17 protein-coding genes are annotated in these 19,161 nt (G+C 39.9%); 4 read left to right on the top strand and 13 right to left on the bottom strand.

All coding sequences use genetic code 11. The annotated features are described in order from the left end of the window. Positions 1–17 precede the first annotated feature (17 nt). The 9 genes from I7804_RS04845 to I7804_RS04805 form a co-directional block, all read right to left on the bottom strand. Positions 18–968 carry a glycosyltransferase gene (locus I7804_RS04845; protein ID WP_248405209.1) on the bottom strand — a complete coding sequence of 317 codons (951 nt, stop codon included), beginning with the start codon at positions 966–968 and terminating at the stop codon, positions 18–20. Between the two features lie 11 nt (positions 969–979). Continuing rightward, positions 980–2,125 carry an EpsG family protein gene (locus I7804_RS04840; RefSeq protein WP_248405208.1) on the bottom strand — a complete coding sequence of 382 codons (1,146 nt, stop codon included), beginning with the start codon at positions 2,123–2,125 and terminating at the stop codon, positions 980–982. 90 nt (positions 2,126–2,215) lie between these two features. After that, entirely contained in the window at positions 2,216–3,013 is a 798-nt protein-coding gene (locus I7804_RS04835; protein WP_027203292.1) for a glycosyltransferase family A protein, read from the bottom strand. An 8-nt stretch (positions 3,014–3,021) separates the two neighbouring features. Continuing rightward, a complete protein-coding gene (locus I7804_RS04830; RefSeq protein WP_027206149.1) occupies positions 3,022–4,158 on the bottom strand; it encodes a hypothetical protein in 1,137 nt (378 codons plus the stop codon). Beyond that, positions 4,158–5,597, bottom strand: coding sequence for a sugar transferase (locus I7804_RS04825; RefSeq protein ID WP_027203290.1), 1,440 nt, complete (start codon positions 5,595–5,597; stop codon positions 4,158–4,160). The genes I7804_RS04830 and I7804_RS04825 overlap by 1 nt, the downstream gene beginning before the upstream one ends. A gap of 75 nt (positions 5,598–5,672) precedes the next feature. Continuing rightward, positions 5,673–6,605, bottom strand: a complete 933-nt coding sequence (locus tag I7804_RS04820; RefSeq protein ID WP_092043174.1) for a glycosyltransferase family 2 protein — start codon at positions 6,603–6,605, stop codon at positions 5,673–5,675. 277 nt (positions 6,606–6,882) lie between these two features. Beyond that, the gene (gene spoVG, locus I7804_RS04815) at positions 6,883–7,191 is read right to left on the bottom strand and encodes a septation regulator SpoVG (protein ID WP_022756378.1); all 309 of its coding nucleotides are present in this window, start codon (positions 7,189–7,191) and stop codon (positions 6,883–6,885) included. A gap of 71 nt (positions 7,192–7,262) precedes the next feature. Further along, positions 7,263–8,381, bottom strand: a complete 1,119-nt coding sequence (gene glgD, locus I7804_RS04810; protein WP_022756379.1) for a glucose-1-phosphate adenylyltransferase subunit GlgD — start codon at positions 8,379–8,381, stop codon at positions 7,263–7,265. Beyond that, the gene (locus tag I7804_RS04805) at positions 8,378–9,652 is read right to left on the bottom strand and encodes a glucose-1-phosphate adenylyltransferase (protein WP_248405206.1); all 1,275 of its coding nucleotides are present in this window, start codon (positions 9,650–9,652) and stop codon (positions 8,378–8,380) included. The genes glgD and I7804_RS04805 overlap by 4 nt, the downstream gene beginning before the upstream one ends. 765 nt (positions 9,653–10,417) lie before the next feature. Between I7804_RS04805 and I7804_RS04800 the strand changes: the two genes are divergently transcribed. From I7804_RS04800 to I7804_RS04790, 3 genes are read left to right on the top strand one after another with little or no spacing between them, the layout of a single operon-like run. Then, positions 10,418–11,428, top strand: a complete 1,011-nt coding sequence (locus I7804_RS04800) for a DnaD domain protein (RefSeq protein WP_248405205.1) — start codon at positions 10,418–10,420, stop codon at positions 11,426–11,428. 27 nt (positions 11,429–11,455) lie between these two features. Then, positions 11,456–12,415 carry an ATP-binding protein gene (locus tag I7804_RS04795; protein ID WP_248405204.1) on the top strand — a complete coding sequence of 320 codons (960 nt, stop codon included), beginning with the start codon at positions 11,456–11,458 and terminating at the stop codon, positions 12,413–12,415. Positions 12,416–12,460: 45 nt separating this feature from the next. Beyond that, positions 12,461–13,669: a ribose-phosphate pyrophosphokinase gene (locus I7804_RS04790; RefSeq protein WP_022754823.1), complete on the top strand. Its 1,209-nt coding sequence runs from the start codon at positions 12,461–12,463 to the stop codon at positions 13,667–13,669. 147 nt (positions 13,670–13,816) lie between these two features. Here the strand turns inward: I7804_RS04790 and I7804_RS04785 are convergent, their stop codons facing one another. After that, entirely contained in the window at positions 13,817–16,333 is a 2,517-nt protein-coding gene (locus I7804_RS04785; protein ID WP_248405203.1) for a hypothetical protein, read from the bottom strand. Between the two features lie 186 nt (positions 16,334–16,519). Here I7804_RS04785 and I7804_RS04780 point away from each other — a divergent pair, with 186 nt between their 5' ends. After that, entirely contained in the window at positions 16,520–17,044 is a 525-nt protein-coding gene (locus tag I7804_RS04780; RefSeq protein ID WP_248405202.1) for a DUF402 domain-containing protein, read from the top strand. 243 nt (positions 17,045–17,287) lie between these two features. On the opposite strand, the gene I7804_RS04775 is transcribed toward I7804_RS04780, so the two are convergent. The 3 genes from I7804_RS04775 to rpiB form a co-directional block, all read right to left on the bottom strand. Continuing rightward, positions 17,288–17,770 carry a deoxycytidylate deaminase gene (locus I7804_RS04775; RefSeq protein ID WP_022754820.1) on the bottom strand — a complete coding sequence of 161 codons (483 nt, stop codon included), beginning with the start codon at positions 17,768–17,770 and terminating at the stop codon, positions 17,288–17,290. A 41-nt stretch (positions 17,771–17,811) separates the two neighbouring features. Continuing rightward, complete coding sequence (upp, locus tag I7804_RS04770) at positions 17,812–18,441, bottom strand: uracil phosphoribosyltransferase (protein ID WP_022754819.1); 630 nt, start codon at positions 18,439–18,441, stop codon at positions 17,812–17,814. 189 nt (positions 18,442–18,630) lie between these two features. Continuing rightward, positions 18,631–19,068: a ribose 5-phosphate isomerase B gene (gene rpiB / locus I7804_RS04765; RefSeq protein WP_022754818.1), complete on the bottom strand. Its 438-nt coding sequence runs from the start codon at positions 19,066–19,068 to the stop codon at positions 18,631–18,633. Between the last annotated feature and the right edge of the window lie 93 nt (positions 19,069–19,161).

The following is a 19,161-nucleotide window of genomic DNA, read 5'->3' as shown; positions in this document are numbered from 1 at the left end:
TCTTTTTATTTACTGACTTACTTACGATTATATATCAAGCTTTTTAGAGCATTATAGATGCCTGCTGTCTTAGGACTTCTGGCGATTTTGGTGCGGAGGGGGGCCAGGGTTATCAGCATTATGAGGTCGTATTTTAAGACTTTACCTTTGGTAAGGTAGCGGGATACGATCTGCTTTCGTTCACGTTCTGAGACGACCTTGGCATTGCCGCTTTCTGAGTAGCCGCCGCCTTCATAGTCTGCTACTGTCACGGGGACGTAGGTAGTAACTGCCTTATCTATGTATACGCAGCGAAGGAAGTGCTCGTAGTCAGCCCTTATGTGCCAGGTTGTATCGAAGTGCTCAGCCATCATAAGCCTGATATCATAGAAGCATGCCTGATGGCACGGTACGTTACGATAGCATGCAAAATCGTCCATCTTAGGATTAGAAGCAACTACCTGGCCGGTGATCCTTTCGTAGATATCACCGTAGAATATGTGCTTTTTGCTACTATCAGGAGTGCTATCTACTATCGCATCATGAACCCTTTTAAGAGTGTCCTTGTCCTTAAGATAATCGCCGCAGTTAAGAAAGTATACATATGAACCTTCGGCTTGAGCAGCACCATTATTGGTACCTTCTGTCTTATTTTCACCAGTACCTGTACTAACACCAGTCATAATATCAGGAGCTTTTTTCCTATCATCCATATCAAAAGACAGGATATTTAGCGCCGTATTCATTGCATCATAGATACCTGTATCTTTTTCAGATACGAACCTAAACTTCCCATCCTTGGACATCCCTGTATCAGCATCTATCATAAGTTCATCTCTAAGCTTATCAATAGACCCATCTGTCGATAATCCATCCTTAACGATCACTTTCCAAGAATCAAAAGTCTGCTCTTTTATACTATTTATAGTCTTTATTAGATTCTCACCAGCATTAAAGCTGACAACAATAATCTTAAAAAAAGCTCCCATATTGCAATCTCCTAATCAAGAATCTGATATTCCAGCGGTACCATGTCATGGAGAAGGAACGTTTCGTAAGGAAGGATCCTTACCCCGTCTGCAGGTGCCTGCTTCCACATGAATATCAGAAAATACAGAAGACATGCTATAAGTACCACCAACTTGTAAAGCTTTTTTCTGGTCTCATCTTCAATACTCTCAAGTAACGCAGGCACTAAAAGGATCTGCGTCACAGTAAGATAATAGCCGATCCTTGATATAACAGGAATGAAACTGCAGAAAACATATAATAGTAGAGCCAGCGTATTGCATTTAACATAGATGACATTCATCTTGTCATTTACTATCTTATCTTTATACATAAAGGCAAGTACAAGCACTGCTATACACCTTGCTATAGATATAATGCTGGTGCCGCCTTCCAATAGGTCTGTATCCTGATAAGAAGGATATACCACCAGAAGAAGCTTTAAATAATAGTCCTGAAGGAACAGAAAGCTAAGACATACTATACCGGCTGTAAGCCACATCCACCTCTTCCACTTGATACAGCAAAGAGGATACAGGATCAGTATCACCAGCACCGACTTATGGAAACAGGCTGCAAGAAGGATTATAAATACAAACCTTGGCCAGTCACCTCTTTTTATAAAAGACAGAGACAAAAGCGCTGCTCCAAGCGCCAAATAATATCTGACTGTTGACAGCGACTGGAAATAATATGTCAGAAGCATGAACATAAGAAATGTCCATCTGAAGGACTTACTTAAGTCCTTCATTGCATATAGAAACAGAAGTACTGTAACAAAAGAAAATACTGCAAATACAAGTATATAATTCTCGTATCCGCTCAGAAAGTACAAAACCCACACCAGTATGTTGAATCCAACCTCAGTTGGCACATATGCATGGGAATATATCAAATGCATAAAATTGGTATATTTGGCATAGTCATTGCCCACATTGAGCCTAAGGGCAGATACCGCAAAAAGCATGATGAAAATACTCATCATGCTAATGATATTCAGCACATGCTGCCTGCTATAACCACCATATTTAAAAACATAGCTACCGCTATTATCAGAAAGTGCCTTATCTAAGCTAATACTCCTTACATTAAAGGCAAGTCCTATAGTAACAACCGTTACAAGGAGATATATCAGCATTTATTATCTCCTCCTTACATATTTAACTTCATGTCGCGAGCAATGAAAGTGACTAATGGTTCAAATTGGCGGAGCCAGCGACAGCAGCTCTTATTTTTCTGCGTTCCTGACTCCTTTTGCAAAGATCTTAAAACACTGGGCAAATGTCTTGTCCTTGACCATCTGTCCCCTGTTCTTATAGATGAATCTGAATCCAAAAGCAAGAGCCATAAAACCGTACAGATAATGGTACAATACTCCTCTGTCATAGAAGAACTTGTCCGTATATCCCTCAAACCAGGTGGACTTACGCTGTATTTCTTTGCCTAGAGTTACATTGGTACGATAGATGCGGATCTTTTTATCAAGACACTGTTTTAGGAAAAGAGAATCTTCTCCGTTAGAATATCTTGCTCCTCCGCCAAAAAGCTGTGAAAAGGTCACACCACTTCTAAGGAGCTTGTCTCTTCTTACAGCTATACTGTATGCAGGATATCTTCCATAATTGTACCAGCGAACGCGTCCATAGTTCTTGTTGTAATAGGTCTCACGTCCCTCTGACTGCTTGATATTAAAAAGAATCATATCAGCCTCAGGATGCGCTGCAAATTCCTTAAGAACATCATCTTTATATCCTTCACGATATAAGATATCTTCATCAGAAAAAAGAATTATGTCAGCCTTGGCATGAGTTATCGTGATATTACGGGACTTACCTACACCTCTTTCATCACAGTGGAAACATCTTATAAGATGAGTCCTGTAGGTATACTCCGAATAAGCAAATTCATTGCACTGATTGACTATGATAGCATCGCATTGAAGATTCATGGCAGCTGCAAGAGTAGTAGTATTCTGATCTACCGCCGACACCATAACTTCAAGTTCAGGTACTTTATTATCATCCATATATTAGCCTACCTCAAATAATACCAGTTCAAAAATTTCATATCTGTATCTGTCATGATGATTCCAAGAACAGGGCAATCGTGCTTATGAAGCTGACTTATAATATGTTCTACAGATGTCCCTTTTCTGGCTCCCTGCGGGATAGCTATGACCACGCCTTCACACTCACTTATATCTCTGTAAGATTCAAGTGTCGTTCCGGGAAGTGGCAGAGCCTTGATCTGTGTTCTGTCAAAATTAAAGGTACTCTTGACTATGTTCTTAAAACTATCTACAACTTCAGCAGCAGTATCATTTTCATCAGTATCAGCCACAGATATCACTGCTATGCTTGTATGCGCTCCAAGGATCTTCTTACTGCAGGCTATCAGCTCATTCTTGAACCTGACCGGAAGTTCCTGGTCTTTTTTTGGCATCACGCCAAGTACAGGAAGATGATATCGTCTCTCGCCATCTTCAGGAACATAGATAGCATCATCCATAGCATCAAGGAGCATCATAGCGATAATCACAAGTATTATAAAAATCCCTGCTCCAAGCGCCGTCGCTACTCCTGTTCTGTCTGTTATGGTCTCAAGCTTTGCTACATCATCTTCTCTTTCAAGCTTTATGGAGATGAATTCATCTCTTTTATCTCCATAAGATATAAGTGACTTATCTGTAGCTATGAGTATCGCCTGTGCAAGGTCCTTATCTGTATTGCCTACCGTGATTACCAGATATCTAAGATCTGATGGTACAGATGCTGTGACACTTCCAAGTACTTCATCTCTTGTAACGCCGCCTTCTACAGATCCCGGGGTTTCGCTTCCTGATGCAAGCTCGGTGATCCCCATTTCTTTGAGATAATCCATAGTAGTATTGATGATCTCATCAGACGACATAAGTGTATTCCAGGTATATCCGTTATAGTAATCGTATACTTCTCCGGTATCATCCGGTGCAAATATCAGATACAGCATCGAAGATGTCTCATAGTTCCTGGCAGGTCCATATACTACATGCGCCGCAAAATATATTGCAAAGCCTGCCAAAGCTCCTATTACTCCGGCAAGAGGCAGTAGCCATATCTTTCTTAAAAGCCTTCCATAAAAGCTCTTGATATTCAGGTTTTCACTTCTGTGACCGGTATCTTCAAGTGCCATCAGTTTTCATTCTCCTGTGATTGTTTTTTCATGGCTGTGATCTGGTTCTCATCTATACCTTCTGTAGCATCAGGTGTGAAGAGGATCTTGGCTGTAAGGAGCATAAGCTTTATATCAAGCCATACAGAGTAGTTCTGTATATAGAAAAGATCCAGCTTTAACTTGTCATAAGGTGTTGTATTATACTTGCCATAAACCTGTGCGTATCCGGCAAGACCTGCCTTAACCTTCATTCTGTATGCAAATTCAGGCATCTCTTCCATATACTGCTCTATGATCTCAGGTCTTTCAGGACGAGGTCCGATAAAAGACATTTCGCCCTTAAGTATGTTAAAAAGCTGCGGAAGCTCATCTATTCTTACTGCACGGATGAAGTTACCAATAGGAGTTATCCTTGAATCATTCTTGGATGCAAGGCGGGCAACTCCGTCTTTTTCTGCATCCTGCCTCATACTCCTGAACTTGATGATCTTAAAAGGCTTCTGGCCTACTGTACATCTGACCTGCTTATAAAATACAGGACCTCTGTCATAGAGATGGACACATATAGCCGTTATCAGCATGACAGGGCTTGAAAGCACTATCAAAATAAGTGAACATACAATATCAATAAATCTCTTTATGATCCTCTGCTCAATCTTAATAGAATACTCTCTAAGAAGCAGGATCGGTGTATCAAACAGGTGAAGCTGATCCGATCCTCTGACTAATACGTCAGTTATCTTAGGCATGATATACATTCTGATCGAATGTGCATAGCAGAATTTGACAAGTTCATTTCTCTTCTGAGTCGGTATATCCCAGATGATAACTCCGCCGTAATCTTTGCTAAGGCACTCTTTTTTCAGAATATCCATATCAGAAGTGATATTGAGCCTCTTGGTGATATGGAATCTGTCAGGTCTTGAACCGAATTTGCGTTCTATATCATCTGTAGGATGATCTCCTGATATGAGAAGGAGCTCTCTTGGCATCTGTATAAATCTCTTGTACAGATAATCTACTACATATGTCCATATGAATGACAGAACAAGCTCATAGAAAAGGACTCTTACAATAGGTCCCACTGATACAAGCCAGTTCCTCATAAGAGAGAGCTGGAAATAAGATATAAGATTAACTATTAAAAGCGTGAATATCTGTGACAAGAATACGTCCAAAGGCTTGTCATAGCCTACTCTCAGACCTCCATATGTACGGGAAAAGAAAAAGAGTAGCATAAAATAGATGAGCAGGACTACAATATGTCCGTTCATCGTGTATTTGATACCATTACCAAGTACGTAGCCATCCTGGCTTATACGAACAGAAGACAGCTCAGGATAATATCTTTTAAACCAGAACCATCCGTATACAAAAGTTTCCAGGATCAGCTCGCACAAGCCTATTATAAGTGTGATGATTCTTTTTGATGATTCAGAATAACGTCTGCGTGCCATATAATGCCCCTATTAAATCTGGAGTAATTTATTAAAAAATCTCTTGGAGATAATTACCTTAGATAATTAACTCTCTTATATATCCTCTTTCACAAGATACAGAGGTCTCTTCTTAACTTCAAGGTATGTCTTGGACAAGTACTGTCCTACAACGCCAAGGCAGAAGAGCTGCACTCCGCTTACAAGCATTATGATACATACCATTGAAGGCCATCCGCTTGTAGGATCCTGCCAAAACAGGCTTCTTATAAGGATAAACAGTATGCCTATAAATGCGATCACACAAAACAGTGTTCCTATTATAGATGCGATTGCAAGCGGCACTGTTGAAAAGGCGATGATACCGTCTATAGCATATACAAAAAGTTTCCAGAAGGACCACTTAGTCTCTCCCTTCTTCCTTTCTATGTTCTCAAACTCGATCCACTTGGTGTTAAAGCCTACCCATCCGAATATGCCCTTGGAGAAGCGGTTATACTCTTCCATGGACAAGATAGCATCAACAAATCTCCTTGTCATAAGGCGGTAATCTCTTGCTCCGTCTACTATCTCAGTCTTGGACATCTTGTTGATAAGATGATAGAACCTTCTTGCAAAAAATGACCTTATCGGAGGTTCACCTTTTCTGTCAACTCGCCTTGTTGCTACAGAATCATATCCTTCATTAACTATATAAGAGTACATCTGTGGAAGAAGAGCCGGCGGATCCTGAAGATCTGCATCAAGCATTACCACATAATCTCCCTTGGCATGCTGAAGGCCTGCATAGATCGCAGCTTCCTTACCAAAATTTCTTGAAAAGCTTACAAAATGTACTCTTTTATCCTTATCTATAAGCTTGTGAACTTCTAATGCTGTATTATCTTTAGATCCGTCATCAATATATATGATCTCAAAATCAACTTCTTTACTTTTAAAGAATTCTTCAGTCTTCATAAGTTCATCATAGAAGTCTGAAACATTCTCTTCTTCGTTATAGCATGGGACAATCACACTAAGTATTTTCATCTTAACCTCATGTGTCTACTGCTTTATACAATAGTACTTTGTTATATTTATTATTTTAATATAGCTGTTATAATGGCTACTTGGTCAGGACCACTGACATCAAAAAGATCATGAAGACATAACCCTTTTTAAAAAGCCCCCTTCCAGCCTATCATATTATATCACACATATTCAAATCGCGCCCCATAACGCACAGAGGCAGGGCTAAATGTTGCCTAAGTGGCAAACTTTAGCCCCGCCCCTGCGTGAGAGTTATGTATCGTTCCTGAGTTTTTAGTTAAACAAAAGGAGTTTCCGGCATTTCTTCTGCCGGCTGTGCTGTATCATCTTCTACAGCTGCTTTCTCATATGCATCAAGGATCATCGTTTGAATCTGCTGGCGTGTGTCGGAATTAATCGGATGAGCTATGTCACGGTATTCACCATCCGCCGACTTCTTGGATGGCATAGCAATGAACAATCCTTTTTCGCCTTCGATTACCTTGATATCATGAACTACAAATTCATTATCAAAAGTAATTGAAACCACTGCTTTCATTTTGCCCTGTTTCAGAACCTTACGAACACGTACATCTGTAATCTTCATTTGTTTTGCCCCCTCGTAGGCACTTTTGGCAGGCATGCAATCAAATTGTCATGTGCCGGATGAATTTACACTCAGATGACATATCTCTCGTTATTCTCTACTACCACCTTGACTTTGTCCTCTCCCTTGCAATAGGAGTTGGCCTGTATCGTGCCGTGACTTTCCACGATGCAGTTCTCAATATGAGTATTATCGCCAATATAAACATCGTTCAAGATGATAGAGTTCTTAATATAACAGTTATTGCCGATGAAAGATTCTTTGAAGATAAGAGAATCTTCAACCGTTCCATTAATGATACATCCACTTGATATAAGGCTGTTCTTGACTCTTACTCCGACATTGTACTTAGCAGGAGGAAGGTCGATGACCTTGGTGTAGATACTTGGATATTCATTAAAGAAATAGTTCCTGACTTCCGGTTTAAGGAAATCCATATTGGTCTTGTAGTAGTCTTCTACTGTAGCGATATTGGACCAGTATTCTTTGATCTTATATCCGTAGATTCTCTTCATGTCCTTGTATCTTACAAGGATATCACGTACAAAATCGAATCTTTCTTCTGCTTCAGCCTTCTCGATAAGCTCGATGAGCTGTCTTCTTCTTATTACATAGATACCGCAGGATACTGTATTTGATTTTGCAACAACAGGCTTTTCCTCGAATTCATCGATACGGCTCTCTTCGTTCATTCTGATGGTTCCATATCTGTCTGTATTAACATCTGCTGGCATATCCTTGCATACTACTGTGATATCAGCCTGCTTGCTGATGTGATATTCAAGGAGCTTGTTGTAATCCATCTTGTAGACACAGTCACCTGATGTGATGATCACATAAGGTTCGTGACATTTTCTAAGGAAATCAAGGTTTTGACCGATGGCATCTGCTGTTCCTCTGTACCATCTTGAATTGCTGGCTGTCTGAGTAGGTGTGAATATGAACATTCCACCCTGCTTACGACCAAAATCCCACCATTTACTGGAAGAAAGATGCTCGTTAAGTGAGCCTGCATTATATTGTGTTATAACTCCAACTGTCTGAATATGAGAGTTGGACATATTTGAAAGTGCGAAGTCAATGCTGCGGTAATGTCCTGCGATAGGCATTGCGCATACAGCTCTTTTCTCAGAGAGCTCGCCCATCTTGTTGCTGTTACCACCTGCCAGTATAATTCCTATCGCTCTCATGTTTCGTCACCTGCCTTATCCAGAGTCTTGCCACTTGCAAGCTTACCATTCTTATAGTCGTGCGCATCAGTAACGCCGTTGATCATTACATTCTTGCCGATGGTTATCTTGTCCGGAATAACAGATCCTTCACCGAGAGTTACAAGTCCTTCTCTGTAGATATCAGGTCTTGTCTCGTTAGGAGCTTCCTCGCCATCACCAAGCTTAACGTTAGAACCAACACGGCACTGCTCAGCGATGATCGCTTTTTCTATATTACTGTTCTCTCCAATCTGAGTACCATTCATTATGATTGAATGGCTGACAACAGTTCCTTTTCCAATCTTGACACCGCTGCCTATTACGGAGTTGTAGACTTCACCTTCGATCTCAGATCCTTCGCCTATGATACTTCTTTCTATAGTACTGTCAGGTCCGAGGTACTGCGGAGGCTGAACGTCGTTCTTGGTATAGATTTTCCAGTATTCTTCATAGAGGTTGAACTCAGGAACTATATCTATAAGTTCCATATTAGCTTCCCAATATGAAGTAAGTGTTCCTACGTCCTTCCAGTAACTGTCAAACTCGTAAGCAAAGAGTCTTTCTCCTTTGCCATGGCAATACGGAATTACATGCTTACCAAAATCAAGTCCCGGCTGATCACGATTAACTGTGAGAGCCTCTTTAAGTGCTTCCCAGGAAAAGATATAAATACCCATTGAAGCCAGATTGGAACGAGGATGTTCAGGCTTTTCCTCAAAATCTACGATCTGATTCTGATCATCAGTTATCATGATTCCGAATCTGCTGGCTTCTTCCATCGGAACAGGCATAACTGCGATTGTTACATCTGCGTTATTGGCCTTATGGAAATCGAGCATTGTCTCATAATCCATCTTATATATATGGTCACCGGACAGTATCAGGACATAATCCGGATGATACGCTTCCATATATTCCATATTCTGATAGATTGCATTAGCTGTACCTGTGTACCACTCACTGTTTCCAACCTTCTCATAAGGAGGAAGAACAGTAACGCCACCAATATTACGGTCGAGGTCCCAGGATATTCCGATTCCGATATGTGAATTGAGCTTTAAAGGTCTGTACTGTGTCAGTACTCCTACTGTATCAATTCCAGAATTAATACAATTACTGAGTGGGAAATCTATAATCCTATACTTTCCCCCAAATGAAACTGCCGGTTTGGCCATCCTATCCGTCAGGACGCCAAGTCTGCTACCCTGCCCTCCAGCGAGCAGCATGGCTATCATTTCCTTTTTAATCATCTTGCCACCTCGCGAATGATGTCGTTTTTTGAACATTTCTGTTCATTGTAGATATTGTGCCGTAGCACGTGTAAAAAAATGCGGAACTTTGTTTGCAGCCTGATATTGCAGATAGCAGCTGCCTTTGTAGAACATTGGTAAAACGTAAAGAAACGGAGAAGCGAAATATCTCCGATTACAAGTATATCACACAATCCCGAGTTATGAAACGAAAAATCGCAATTATTCACACAAAAGAAAAAAGAAAGACGAAAGAAAATCTTCTGAAAAATTGCACTAAGGTTTTTTTGTTGATAACAAAAGGTGCCTTAGACTGTTATAAAATCGACAATCTTTTGCACTAATGATATTTTTTCCACAAAGTCCACATTTTAAACCGGATTTTCGCTTTCGAAAACCTTTAAGATAACAACCGTTACACACCTATCCCAAAAACCTTGTATATTCAGTGGTTTATTTTGTCCCCTTCCACATTATCCACTATCTCCACATAGATTTTATAAAATCAGTTAGCATGCTACAGATATATGGCAAATCGTCTTTTTGCCTATTTGCATCAAAAAATCCCTGTGCTATACTCGGAATTGTTCAAAAGAAAAACCCAAACAATTCTTTTACAAAATGATCTATCTTAATGTTTTTTTCGCAGTATGAGGCTCTTGTTTTGACACACAGATCGAAATGTCTGGCTTTATAGGGAGGAAGACATTTCGAAATACAATGTGACACCAAAGGGGACACTAGCTTATGATGGGGAAAGTGACGATGAGTCAAAGTGCGGCATCAAGCAAGACTTATATTACCAACAATTTTATCGACTATTATATGTCAGATGCCAATGATGCACAGATCAAAGTTTACCTTTATCTGCTTCGCATGATGCAGGCAGGACTATCAACCAGCGTATGTGATATCGCTGACAAATTCAATGATACAGAAAAAGATATAATGAGAGCCCTTACCTATTGGGAAAAGAAAGGACTCATAGGACTTGAATATGACGAGGCAGGTCACCTTCAAAGTATATCATTAGAAGATATACCTGAAGTCCCTGATTCATCCAAGGTTACAGTGATGCCCGGATCAAGGGCTTACAAAAGCACTGCAACGCCTGCTCCTATAGCTTCTCATCGCCCTAAAAAAGCAGATGAGAAAGAAAATCAGCAACTTGTATTTCTTGCTGAACAGTACTTTGGAAGGACTCTTAATCCTGCTGATATTCAGAAGATCTTCTATATACATAATGATCTTGAGTTTTCTATGGATCTTATGGATTATCTGATGCAGTACTGTGCAGAGCTTGGCAAAAAAGACTTCCGTTATATGGAAAAAGTTGCCCAGAGCTGGAATGAAGCAGGTATCAAGACCGCCCGTCAGGCCAAAGCAAGATCAAGAAAATATAATAAGAACGTTTACACTGTTATGAAGGAGCTTGGATATGATAACTCTCCTGCTCCTGCAGAAGCTGCATATATAGAACGCTGGTTTTCAGAATACGGATTTTCTCTTGATATAGTCGTAGAAGCCTGCTCCAGAACAGTTCTTTCTACCCAGAAGAACAGACTTCAGTATGCAGAAGGTATATTAAAAAGCTGGCATGACAGAAACGTATCTACTAAAGAAGATATTGTAAAGCTTGATAAGGATCATGCAGTAGAGTCCATTGACAATTCCAAGTCATCCAAGAAGTCTTCCGGCAAGAACAACTTATATCTTCAGTTCCAGCAGAACACCTATGACTTCGATGCTTTGGAAAAAGAACTTTTAAAAAATTAAAAATAATACATCTCAGGGAGCAGACCATTGGCACTTAATAACGCGCAATATAATGAAATAATGCACGAGTACGAAACAAAACAGCTCAAAAGCCGCGCAGAGGCAGATAAAAGACGCGACTATGTTTACGCTCATGTCCCGGGATTCAAGGAACTTGATCAGATGATTCCAAGTATCTCGGTTGATTTTGAGATAGGGAGGCTTTCAGGTGACAATCAGAGCATGGATGTTCTGAGGCAAAAGCTGGCTGCTGTCACCATGCGCAAGAAATCTCTTCTTAAGGAGGCCGGTCTTCCGGAAGACTACCTCGAACCCATTTTTGAGTGTCCTGATTGCAAGGATACCGGTTATATAGGGAATGAGAAATGTCATTGCTTCATGCAGCGCACGATAAAGCTTCTCTATGCTAGCTCCAATCTGGAACTGTTGACAAGTACCAACAACTTCGGCAGATTGTCGGAAAGCTATTATGGAGGTGATGATCTCACACATTTTCAGGCAGCGGAGAAGATCTCAAAAACCTTCGTCAAAAACTTTAGAACAGACTACCAAAATATTATTTTCTATGGTACAGTAGGTACCGGCAAGACCTTTTTGTCGATTTGTATCGCCAAGGAACTGCTTGACAGGGGCACTTCTGTGATCTATTTCAGTTCAAGTGATCTTTTCAGGCAACTTTCGGATTATTCTTTTGATTACAATTCCAAATCCGAACTTGAAAACCTTAGCGATTACCTTTACAATTGTGAATTGCTGATAATAGATGATTTAGGTACAGAACTTACAAACTCCTTTGTTATCGCACAGCTGTTTACCATCCTTAATGAAAGAGATTTACGACACAGATCTACTATCATTTCAACCAATCTCAATCCTCAGGAGATACATGGCAGATATCAGGACAGAGTATTTTCACGTATCATGAGTCATTTCCAGCTTCTTAAATTAACGGGTTCAGACATACGTCTGCAGAAAGCAAAAAGGTAAATTTTGGGAATACTGTTTTAAATTTGAAAGTGAGGATTTTTTTCGATGCCAAGAAGAGAAGAAAAACGTGATCTGGAAACCATTCCGGTAGGTTCCCTGGGAGTTATCCCGCTTAAAGGTGTCAGGAAACTGGCTGAACAGGTAGATTATTACCTTGTTAAGTGGAGAGCTGAACGTGAGAACGAGCACAAGGGGAGTCTCGCATTCTCCGGTTATGAACGCCCTTCATACCTTCTGGATTGTGACCTTCCAAGATTCGGAACCGGTGAAGCTAAAGGTGTAATCAAGACCTCTGTACGAGGTGATGACCTTTATATTCTGGTAGATGTTGTTAACCATAGTCTGACTTATAAACTTTTTGGCAGAGAAAATCATATGTCTCCTGATGATCATTATCAGGATTTAAAGAGAATCATTGCAGCTGTTGGCGGCAAAGCACGCAGAATCACTGTGATCATGCCATTCCTCTATGAGTCTCGTCAGCACAAGAGATCGGGACGTGAATCCCTCGACTGTGCTATCGCGCTTCAGGAACTGACATCAATGGGTGTAGATAACATCATCACCTTTGATGCACATGATCCTCGTGTTCAAAACGCTATTCCGCTCAATGGATTCGAAACTGTTCGTACAACTTATCAGTTTATAAAAGCACTCCTGCGCAATGTGAGCGGCCTCAAGATTGATTCGGATCATATGATGGTAATAAGCCCAGATGAGGGAGGCATGGGCCGTGCTATATATCTGGCCAGCGTACTTGGCCTTGATGTCGGCATGTTCTACAAGCGTCGTGACTACACTCAGGTAGTTGACGGACGTAACCCGATACTGTCCCACGAATTCCTTGGTTCTTCAGTAGAAGGTAAGACAGTTATCATCATAGACGATATGATCTCTTCCGGGGAAAGCATGCTTGATGTTGCCGCAGAGCTGAAAGAGCGCAAGGCCGCCAGGATCTACGTATTCTCGACCTTTGGACTCTTCACTTCAGGACTCGAGAAGTTTGATGAAGCTTATGAGAAGGGCATCATCGACAGAATCCTGACGACCAATCTGATCTATCAGACACCGGAACTTCTCTCACGTGAATGGTACATCAGTACTGATATGAGTAAGTACATTGCTTATATCATTGATACTCTTAACCATGATGCTTCTATCAGTGATCTTCTTAATCCTGTAGAACGTATCAATTCAATTATCACTCGTTACAATAACGGAGAGTTAGAAGAGTTTGCAACACTCAAAAATTAAAGTTACGAAATTGTAGGATGATTGCAAGATACTTGGGGTTCTTCAATTATCCAAAAACACCAAATACACCAAAAAACAGGTCTTCACTGGGGAGTGAGGGCCTGTTTTTTATTACATGTTATATCCAACTTGGATGGACCGACAAAGTCATTTATAAAGATAAGTCAGGAAGTGGTTACCGTTTTCTTCGAACAGGGAATAACTATCGTTCATCCCGTTCTTGTATACGTTGGTGGTCCCTTTTTTAGGATTAAAGAGTACTATGTTCTGAGTGTTAAAGCCTATAAGGAGCATGGAACTTCCATCAGAGAGTCTTACCATAACAGGTATATCCTGGTTTAGATAATAGAGCATGGCATTCATGTCGCATCCATCATATTCAAGGATTGTAGCTCCCGGAAGGCTTTGTTTTAATATCTCTTCTGCTGTATAGCCTTCTTCAAGCATCTTTCCAACGTCAACATTTATTCCTTCAAATTCAAGCATTGCTCTAAGACACACTTCTGTAGAGTTTTCGCTACTATAATCGTTTTTTTCTACATTATTGGTAATGCTCATTATCTGGTTACTTGTAAGAAGGTTGCCTGAATACCATACATAGTCATTAGAATCGTCCATGACAACGCCCTTACAGGTATATGCATCTGTTAGAGCATCTGCACTGTTTACAGTGATATTGATAACTTTATCTTTGTAATATACGAAGAATATATTATTGTCTGTTTCTTCGCTATTATCTACTGCTACTTCTCTGCTGCCTTCATACAAAGTAAGCGAAGGAGTCAGTACTTTAAGTGAAGATGCTGTGATAGAATTCTTAAGGCTTATCTGCGCTGTATATTTGTAAGCATCAGTATTTACATACGAAAGCGTATTAGATCCTTCTTCTACTTCAAGGGTGCTCATGATCTGATCCTGAGTAGTATCTTCATAAAAGCCGGTGCTTTCATTCCATTTAACCCTGGACAGTATTATCTGATTATCTTTGATCAAAGTCCCTACTGTATAATTACCATCAGACTTATAATTCTCAAGAATTCTTCCTTCTTTATCCTGTATTCTTATAGAGTACATTGCATATACAGGATTACCCATCTGATCATTATGTATATCTTCTTCTCTGACAAGGCCGTATACAAGATCCTCGTCCATATATCCAAGAAGTATAATATATTCGCCGCTTTCCGGCTCAACGCTTGTAACTGCCTGAGTTGCAAAATTCATGACACTTATCGACTTAAGGCCATCCCTGCTTGTAACATCCTGCCATGCTATCATCTCGCCTGATTCCGGCATTTCATATTTGCAGCCCAGCATGTTATCAATTATAGGTTCGTAGGTTCTTCCTTCAAGATCCACTGCAAGAAGGTCACTTCCAAGAATCACATAGAACTGACTGCTGTTACCAAGAGTTGCAATCTTAGAAGCATATGCCATTATTATCTCTTCAGACTGGCTACTTGGTATAAAGACCTGTTCCTCTACAGTATTGGTGGAAGCATTATAATAATATACCGCGATTCCGACTTTTCCTTCATGAATTCCTCTGTTCATATATCCTGCTACGCTGAAGTCCACATTGCCGGCTTCGTCTATGTTCAGGATTTTTATGGAATTGTCCGTATGAGTGCATCTTGGATCATCACTTGCTTCATCATAGAAACCAAATATATATGCAAGCTTATTATTGGTTACATTATATGAAAAAAGCCTTCCCTGACTTACAAATGCAAAGGCTGAACCGCCCTCATTTTCTGTGAATTCTATATTGTCCGTATCAGCAATCTTAAGATCTATAGCACCGCTATCAAACTCTGACTTATCTCCCATAAATATATTATTCATGGTACGTTCGTAGTTAAGAAGATAGATTCTGTCTTTGGTATAGCGGATTCTGAAATACTCCTCGACGTTGCAGGTAAAATCCTTGTCACCACCAACAGTCACCTGATACTTAAGCAAAAAGCTTCCTGTCTGCTCATGAAGATCCACCGTCAGTACTTCAGGTTCTGTGTGAGATTTGATCTCTAGATCTCCCCAGGTAACCTGATCAAAGCTGGAATTTATATTAACTTTGGCATAAGATGAGTTATCTCCGGATGAATTGGACTCTAGATAGGTTTTGATCTGCTGGGCAGCTTTTTCTTTATCAAAAGTTGTCTGAGAAAAACCTCTTACAAAGTCAAGCTTTTCATCAAAATAGTAACGCTCTTCATCTGCAGTCCACACTATTCTTGATATATATCTGACACTCCTGCCATCAACATCTGCGATTATGATAAGTGCATATTCTTTATTTGCATCTATAAGATCCTTGATCTGGAAATTAAGTGTAACTGTATCATCTGCGCTTTTGGCAGATACATCTGTGATCTGAGTGCTTTCAACAAGGCTGCTTCCATCAAGTGTTCTGACTTCAAACTTGAAATTATCTGCCTCCTGACCATACAGATTCATAATAGCAGATATCTCTCTTTCTGCTCCTGTAGGGAATACCGTTCCATGGATATGAGTTACATCCATCTCCTGTGTATAACCATAAAGAGTAGCAAGAGCCTTACCATCTTCAAGAAGTGACAGCGTTGGAAGTGTTGCCTCTGACATCTTGGCAGTCATATCACTACTTTGATGATTGTTGAACCTGCTTATAATAATTATGCTCAATATGAAAACTGCAATTATATATATGATCTTTATTATCGTTTTTTTCATGACGGATCACCGATTGTATTTATCATTTGACTTATCACCTGTCACAATGTAAGCTTAAGTAAACTACTTATAGCGAAAATATATTCTTGATGTTCTTGAATTTAATATTCAGGAACGAATCAGACCGTGAGGTGGAATATGGACAACCCAATTCTGTACCGTAAGCGGATAATACCAGATGAATGTATTAAATTAAAGGATGATGTCATTCTCTATCATGATTCGAACATGATCATGACATCATGGCGCGCTTTTCGCCCAAAAGATTATCTTTCTTACGGATATTCCTGTTATTTCCTTGACCATGGCTTTAAAATGAGTAAGTTCTACAGATATGACGATACCTTCTCAAGATGGTATTTTGATATAGTATCTTTTCAGGAAGGCCCCGAAAAAGGTTCTATCATGGTAGTTGATCTTCTTGCGGATGTAATCGTCTATCCTGATCACAGTTTCAAGGTCGTGGATCTTGATGAGCTTGCTGATGCTCTTAATAAAAATCTTATAACATCAGGTCAGATGCAGGAATGTCTTGAAAACCTCGATCGTCTTTTAAAAATCATCTATGAAGGTAAACTCTCTGACCTTATCATGCCTCTCGAACTTCAGATATCCAGATCCCAAAGCGCATCAAATGCTACTTCAAAACCTTTGTCACTATAAGTACTTATCACAATAATACAATTAATACTCTATAGCAAAAAGTCCGTGACACTACCCGTGGCTGATGCTTGTACGATCGGATAGTTGAACTATATAAATCGAAGTCATGACACATAGTGTCATGACTTACCATCTTCAAGCTCAATCATATAGCTTATCTTTAAATTAGAAGATAAATAAATATATATTCCCGATCATAAAAATTAAGAATCCATATATTTTATTTATCTTAAACAATACTTTTTAAATAGAAATATGAATGTTACGGCCTGTTCTCTGATACTGATAATATCTTACTCCTGCAGCATTGAACATCTTCTTGGATGCTCTGGTAGAAGCTGTATTTTCATATTTATCACTATCGTAGATAACAGTTCTGATACCTGCCTGAATTATAGCCTTGGCACATTCATTACAAGGAAATAGTGATACATAGATCTTGGCACCTTCTAATGAACCACCTCGATAATTCAAGATGGCATTAAGTTCAGAGTGAGTAACAAAGGGATATTTGGTCGCAAGTTCATCTTCGCCATCCCTCTCCCATGGGAACTCTTCATCAGAACACCCGGTAGGAAAACCATTATAACCCATGGATAATATCTTATTATCTTCACTTACTATGCATGATCCAACCTGAGTATTAGGATCCTTGGATCTCATTCCGGCAAGTTTTGCAACTCCCATAAAATACTCGTCCCAGGTTATATAATCTTCTCTTTTCATATTACTCCTTAATGCCACAATGAATTTTTGAACGGGTTCTATTATTTGGTTCCGAAGATTCTGTCGCCAGCATCACCAAGTCCCGGTACGATGTAACCGTTCTCGTTGAGCTTCTCATCAACAGTTCCAATGAAGATATCAATATCAGGATGAGCTTCCTGAACAGCCTTGATTCCTTCAGGAGCAGCGATAATGCACATGAAATGGATGTGCTTGCAGCCCTTATCCTTGAGCATCTGGATAGCTGCAGCAGAAGATCCACCTGTTGCAAGCATTGGATCTACTACGAAAATCTCTCTTTCTGTAACATCTGCTGGAAGTTTGCAATAATACTCTACAGGCTTAAGAGTTTCCGGGTCACGATAAAGACCTATGTGACCAACCTTAGCAGCCGGGATAAGCTCAAGCATACCATCAACCATACCAAGGCCAGCACGAAGGATCGGTACTACGCAGAGCTTTCTTCCCTTAAGTTCCTGAACTACTGTCTTAGTAATAGGTGTCTCGATCTCAACATCCTGAAGCTCAAGATCTCTTGTTGCTTCATAGCAGATAAGCTCTGCTATCTCACTGATGATTCTTCTGAACTCATTAGTACCTGTTGTTTTTCTTCTGATAAGACCAATCTTGTGTTTAATAAGTGGGTGATCCATTACTACTACTTTAGACATTTTAAATCTCCTTAAATATAAATCATTAAAATCTGTCAAAATATGATATAACCAGGCTTGGTACATCATCAATTTTGACATTTTATTGTTAACTGATTGCTACCAGTGTACTGGCTCATTCCTATTTGATCAAATATGAACAAGTCACCACTCCAGGCCTATATTGCAAACTTTGATTTTTATCTTTTATCAAGCTTCCATATCCATCATCTTCTTGATCCTGCGGCTGTGCTTCTCAAGACCGGAAAACTCTGTATCAAGGAAAGTATCTACAATCTCGCATCCAAGAACAGGGCCTACGAATCCGCCTCCCATAGCAAGTACATTGGCATCATTGTGCTCTCTTGTAAGTCTTGCTGAGGATACTTCTGAGCAAAGTGCGCAGCGAACACCCTTTACCTTATTAGCTACCATAGAGATTCCGATTCCTGTTGTGCAGATCACGATACCTTTCTCGCACTCTCCGCTTGCTACAGCCTTAGCTGCTGCCAGTCCGAAATCAGGATAATCGCAGGAATTCTTGTCATAAGTACCAAAATCCTTGTACTCGATTCCTCTTTCTTTGAGATGCTCCATTACTGCGACTTTAAGATCATAGCCGCCATGATCGCTACCAAGTGCTATCATTTACAATACTTCCTTCCAATTTATAAATTTAAATAATGATCATCACCTTAAGTTATGACCATATATTTACAGTTACCGTTTTTTAAGTCATGC

The organism is Butyrivibrio fibrisolvens (assembly GCF_023206215.1).
GTDB lineage: Bacteria > Bacillota > Clostridia > Lachnospirales > Lachnospiraceae > Butyrivibrio > Butyrivibrio fibrisolvens_C.
Note: the sequence above shows the minus strand (reverse complement) of the source record. Positions and strands in the feature narration are given on the sequence as shown.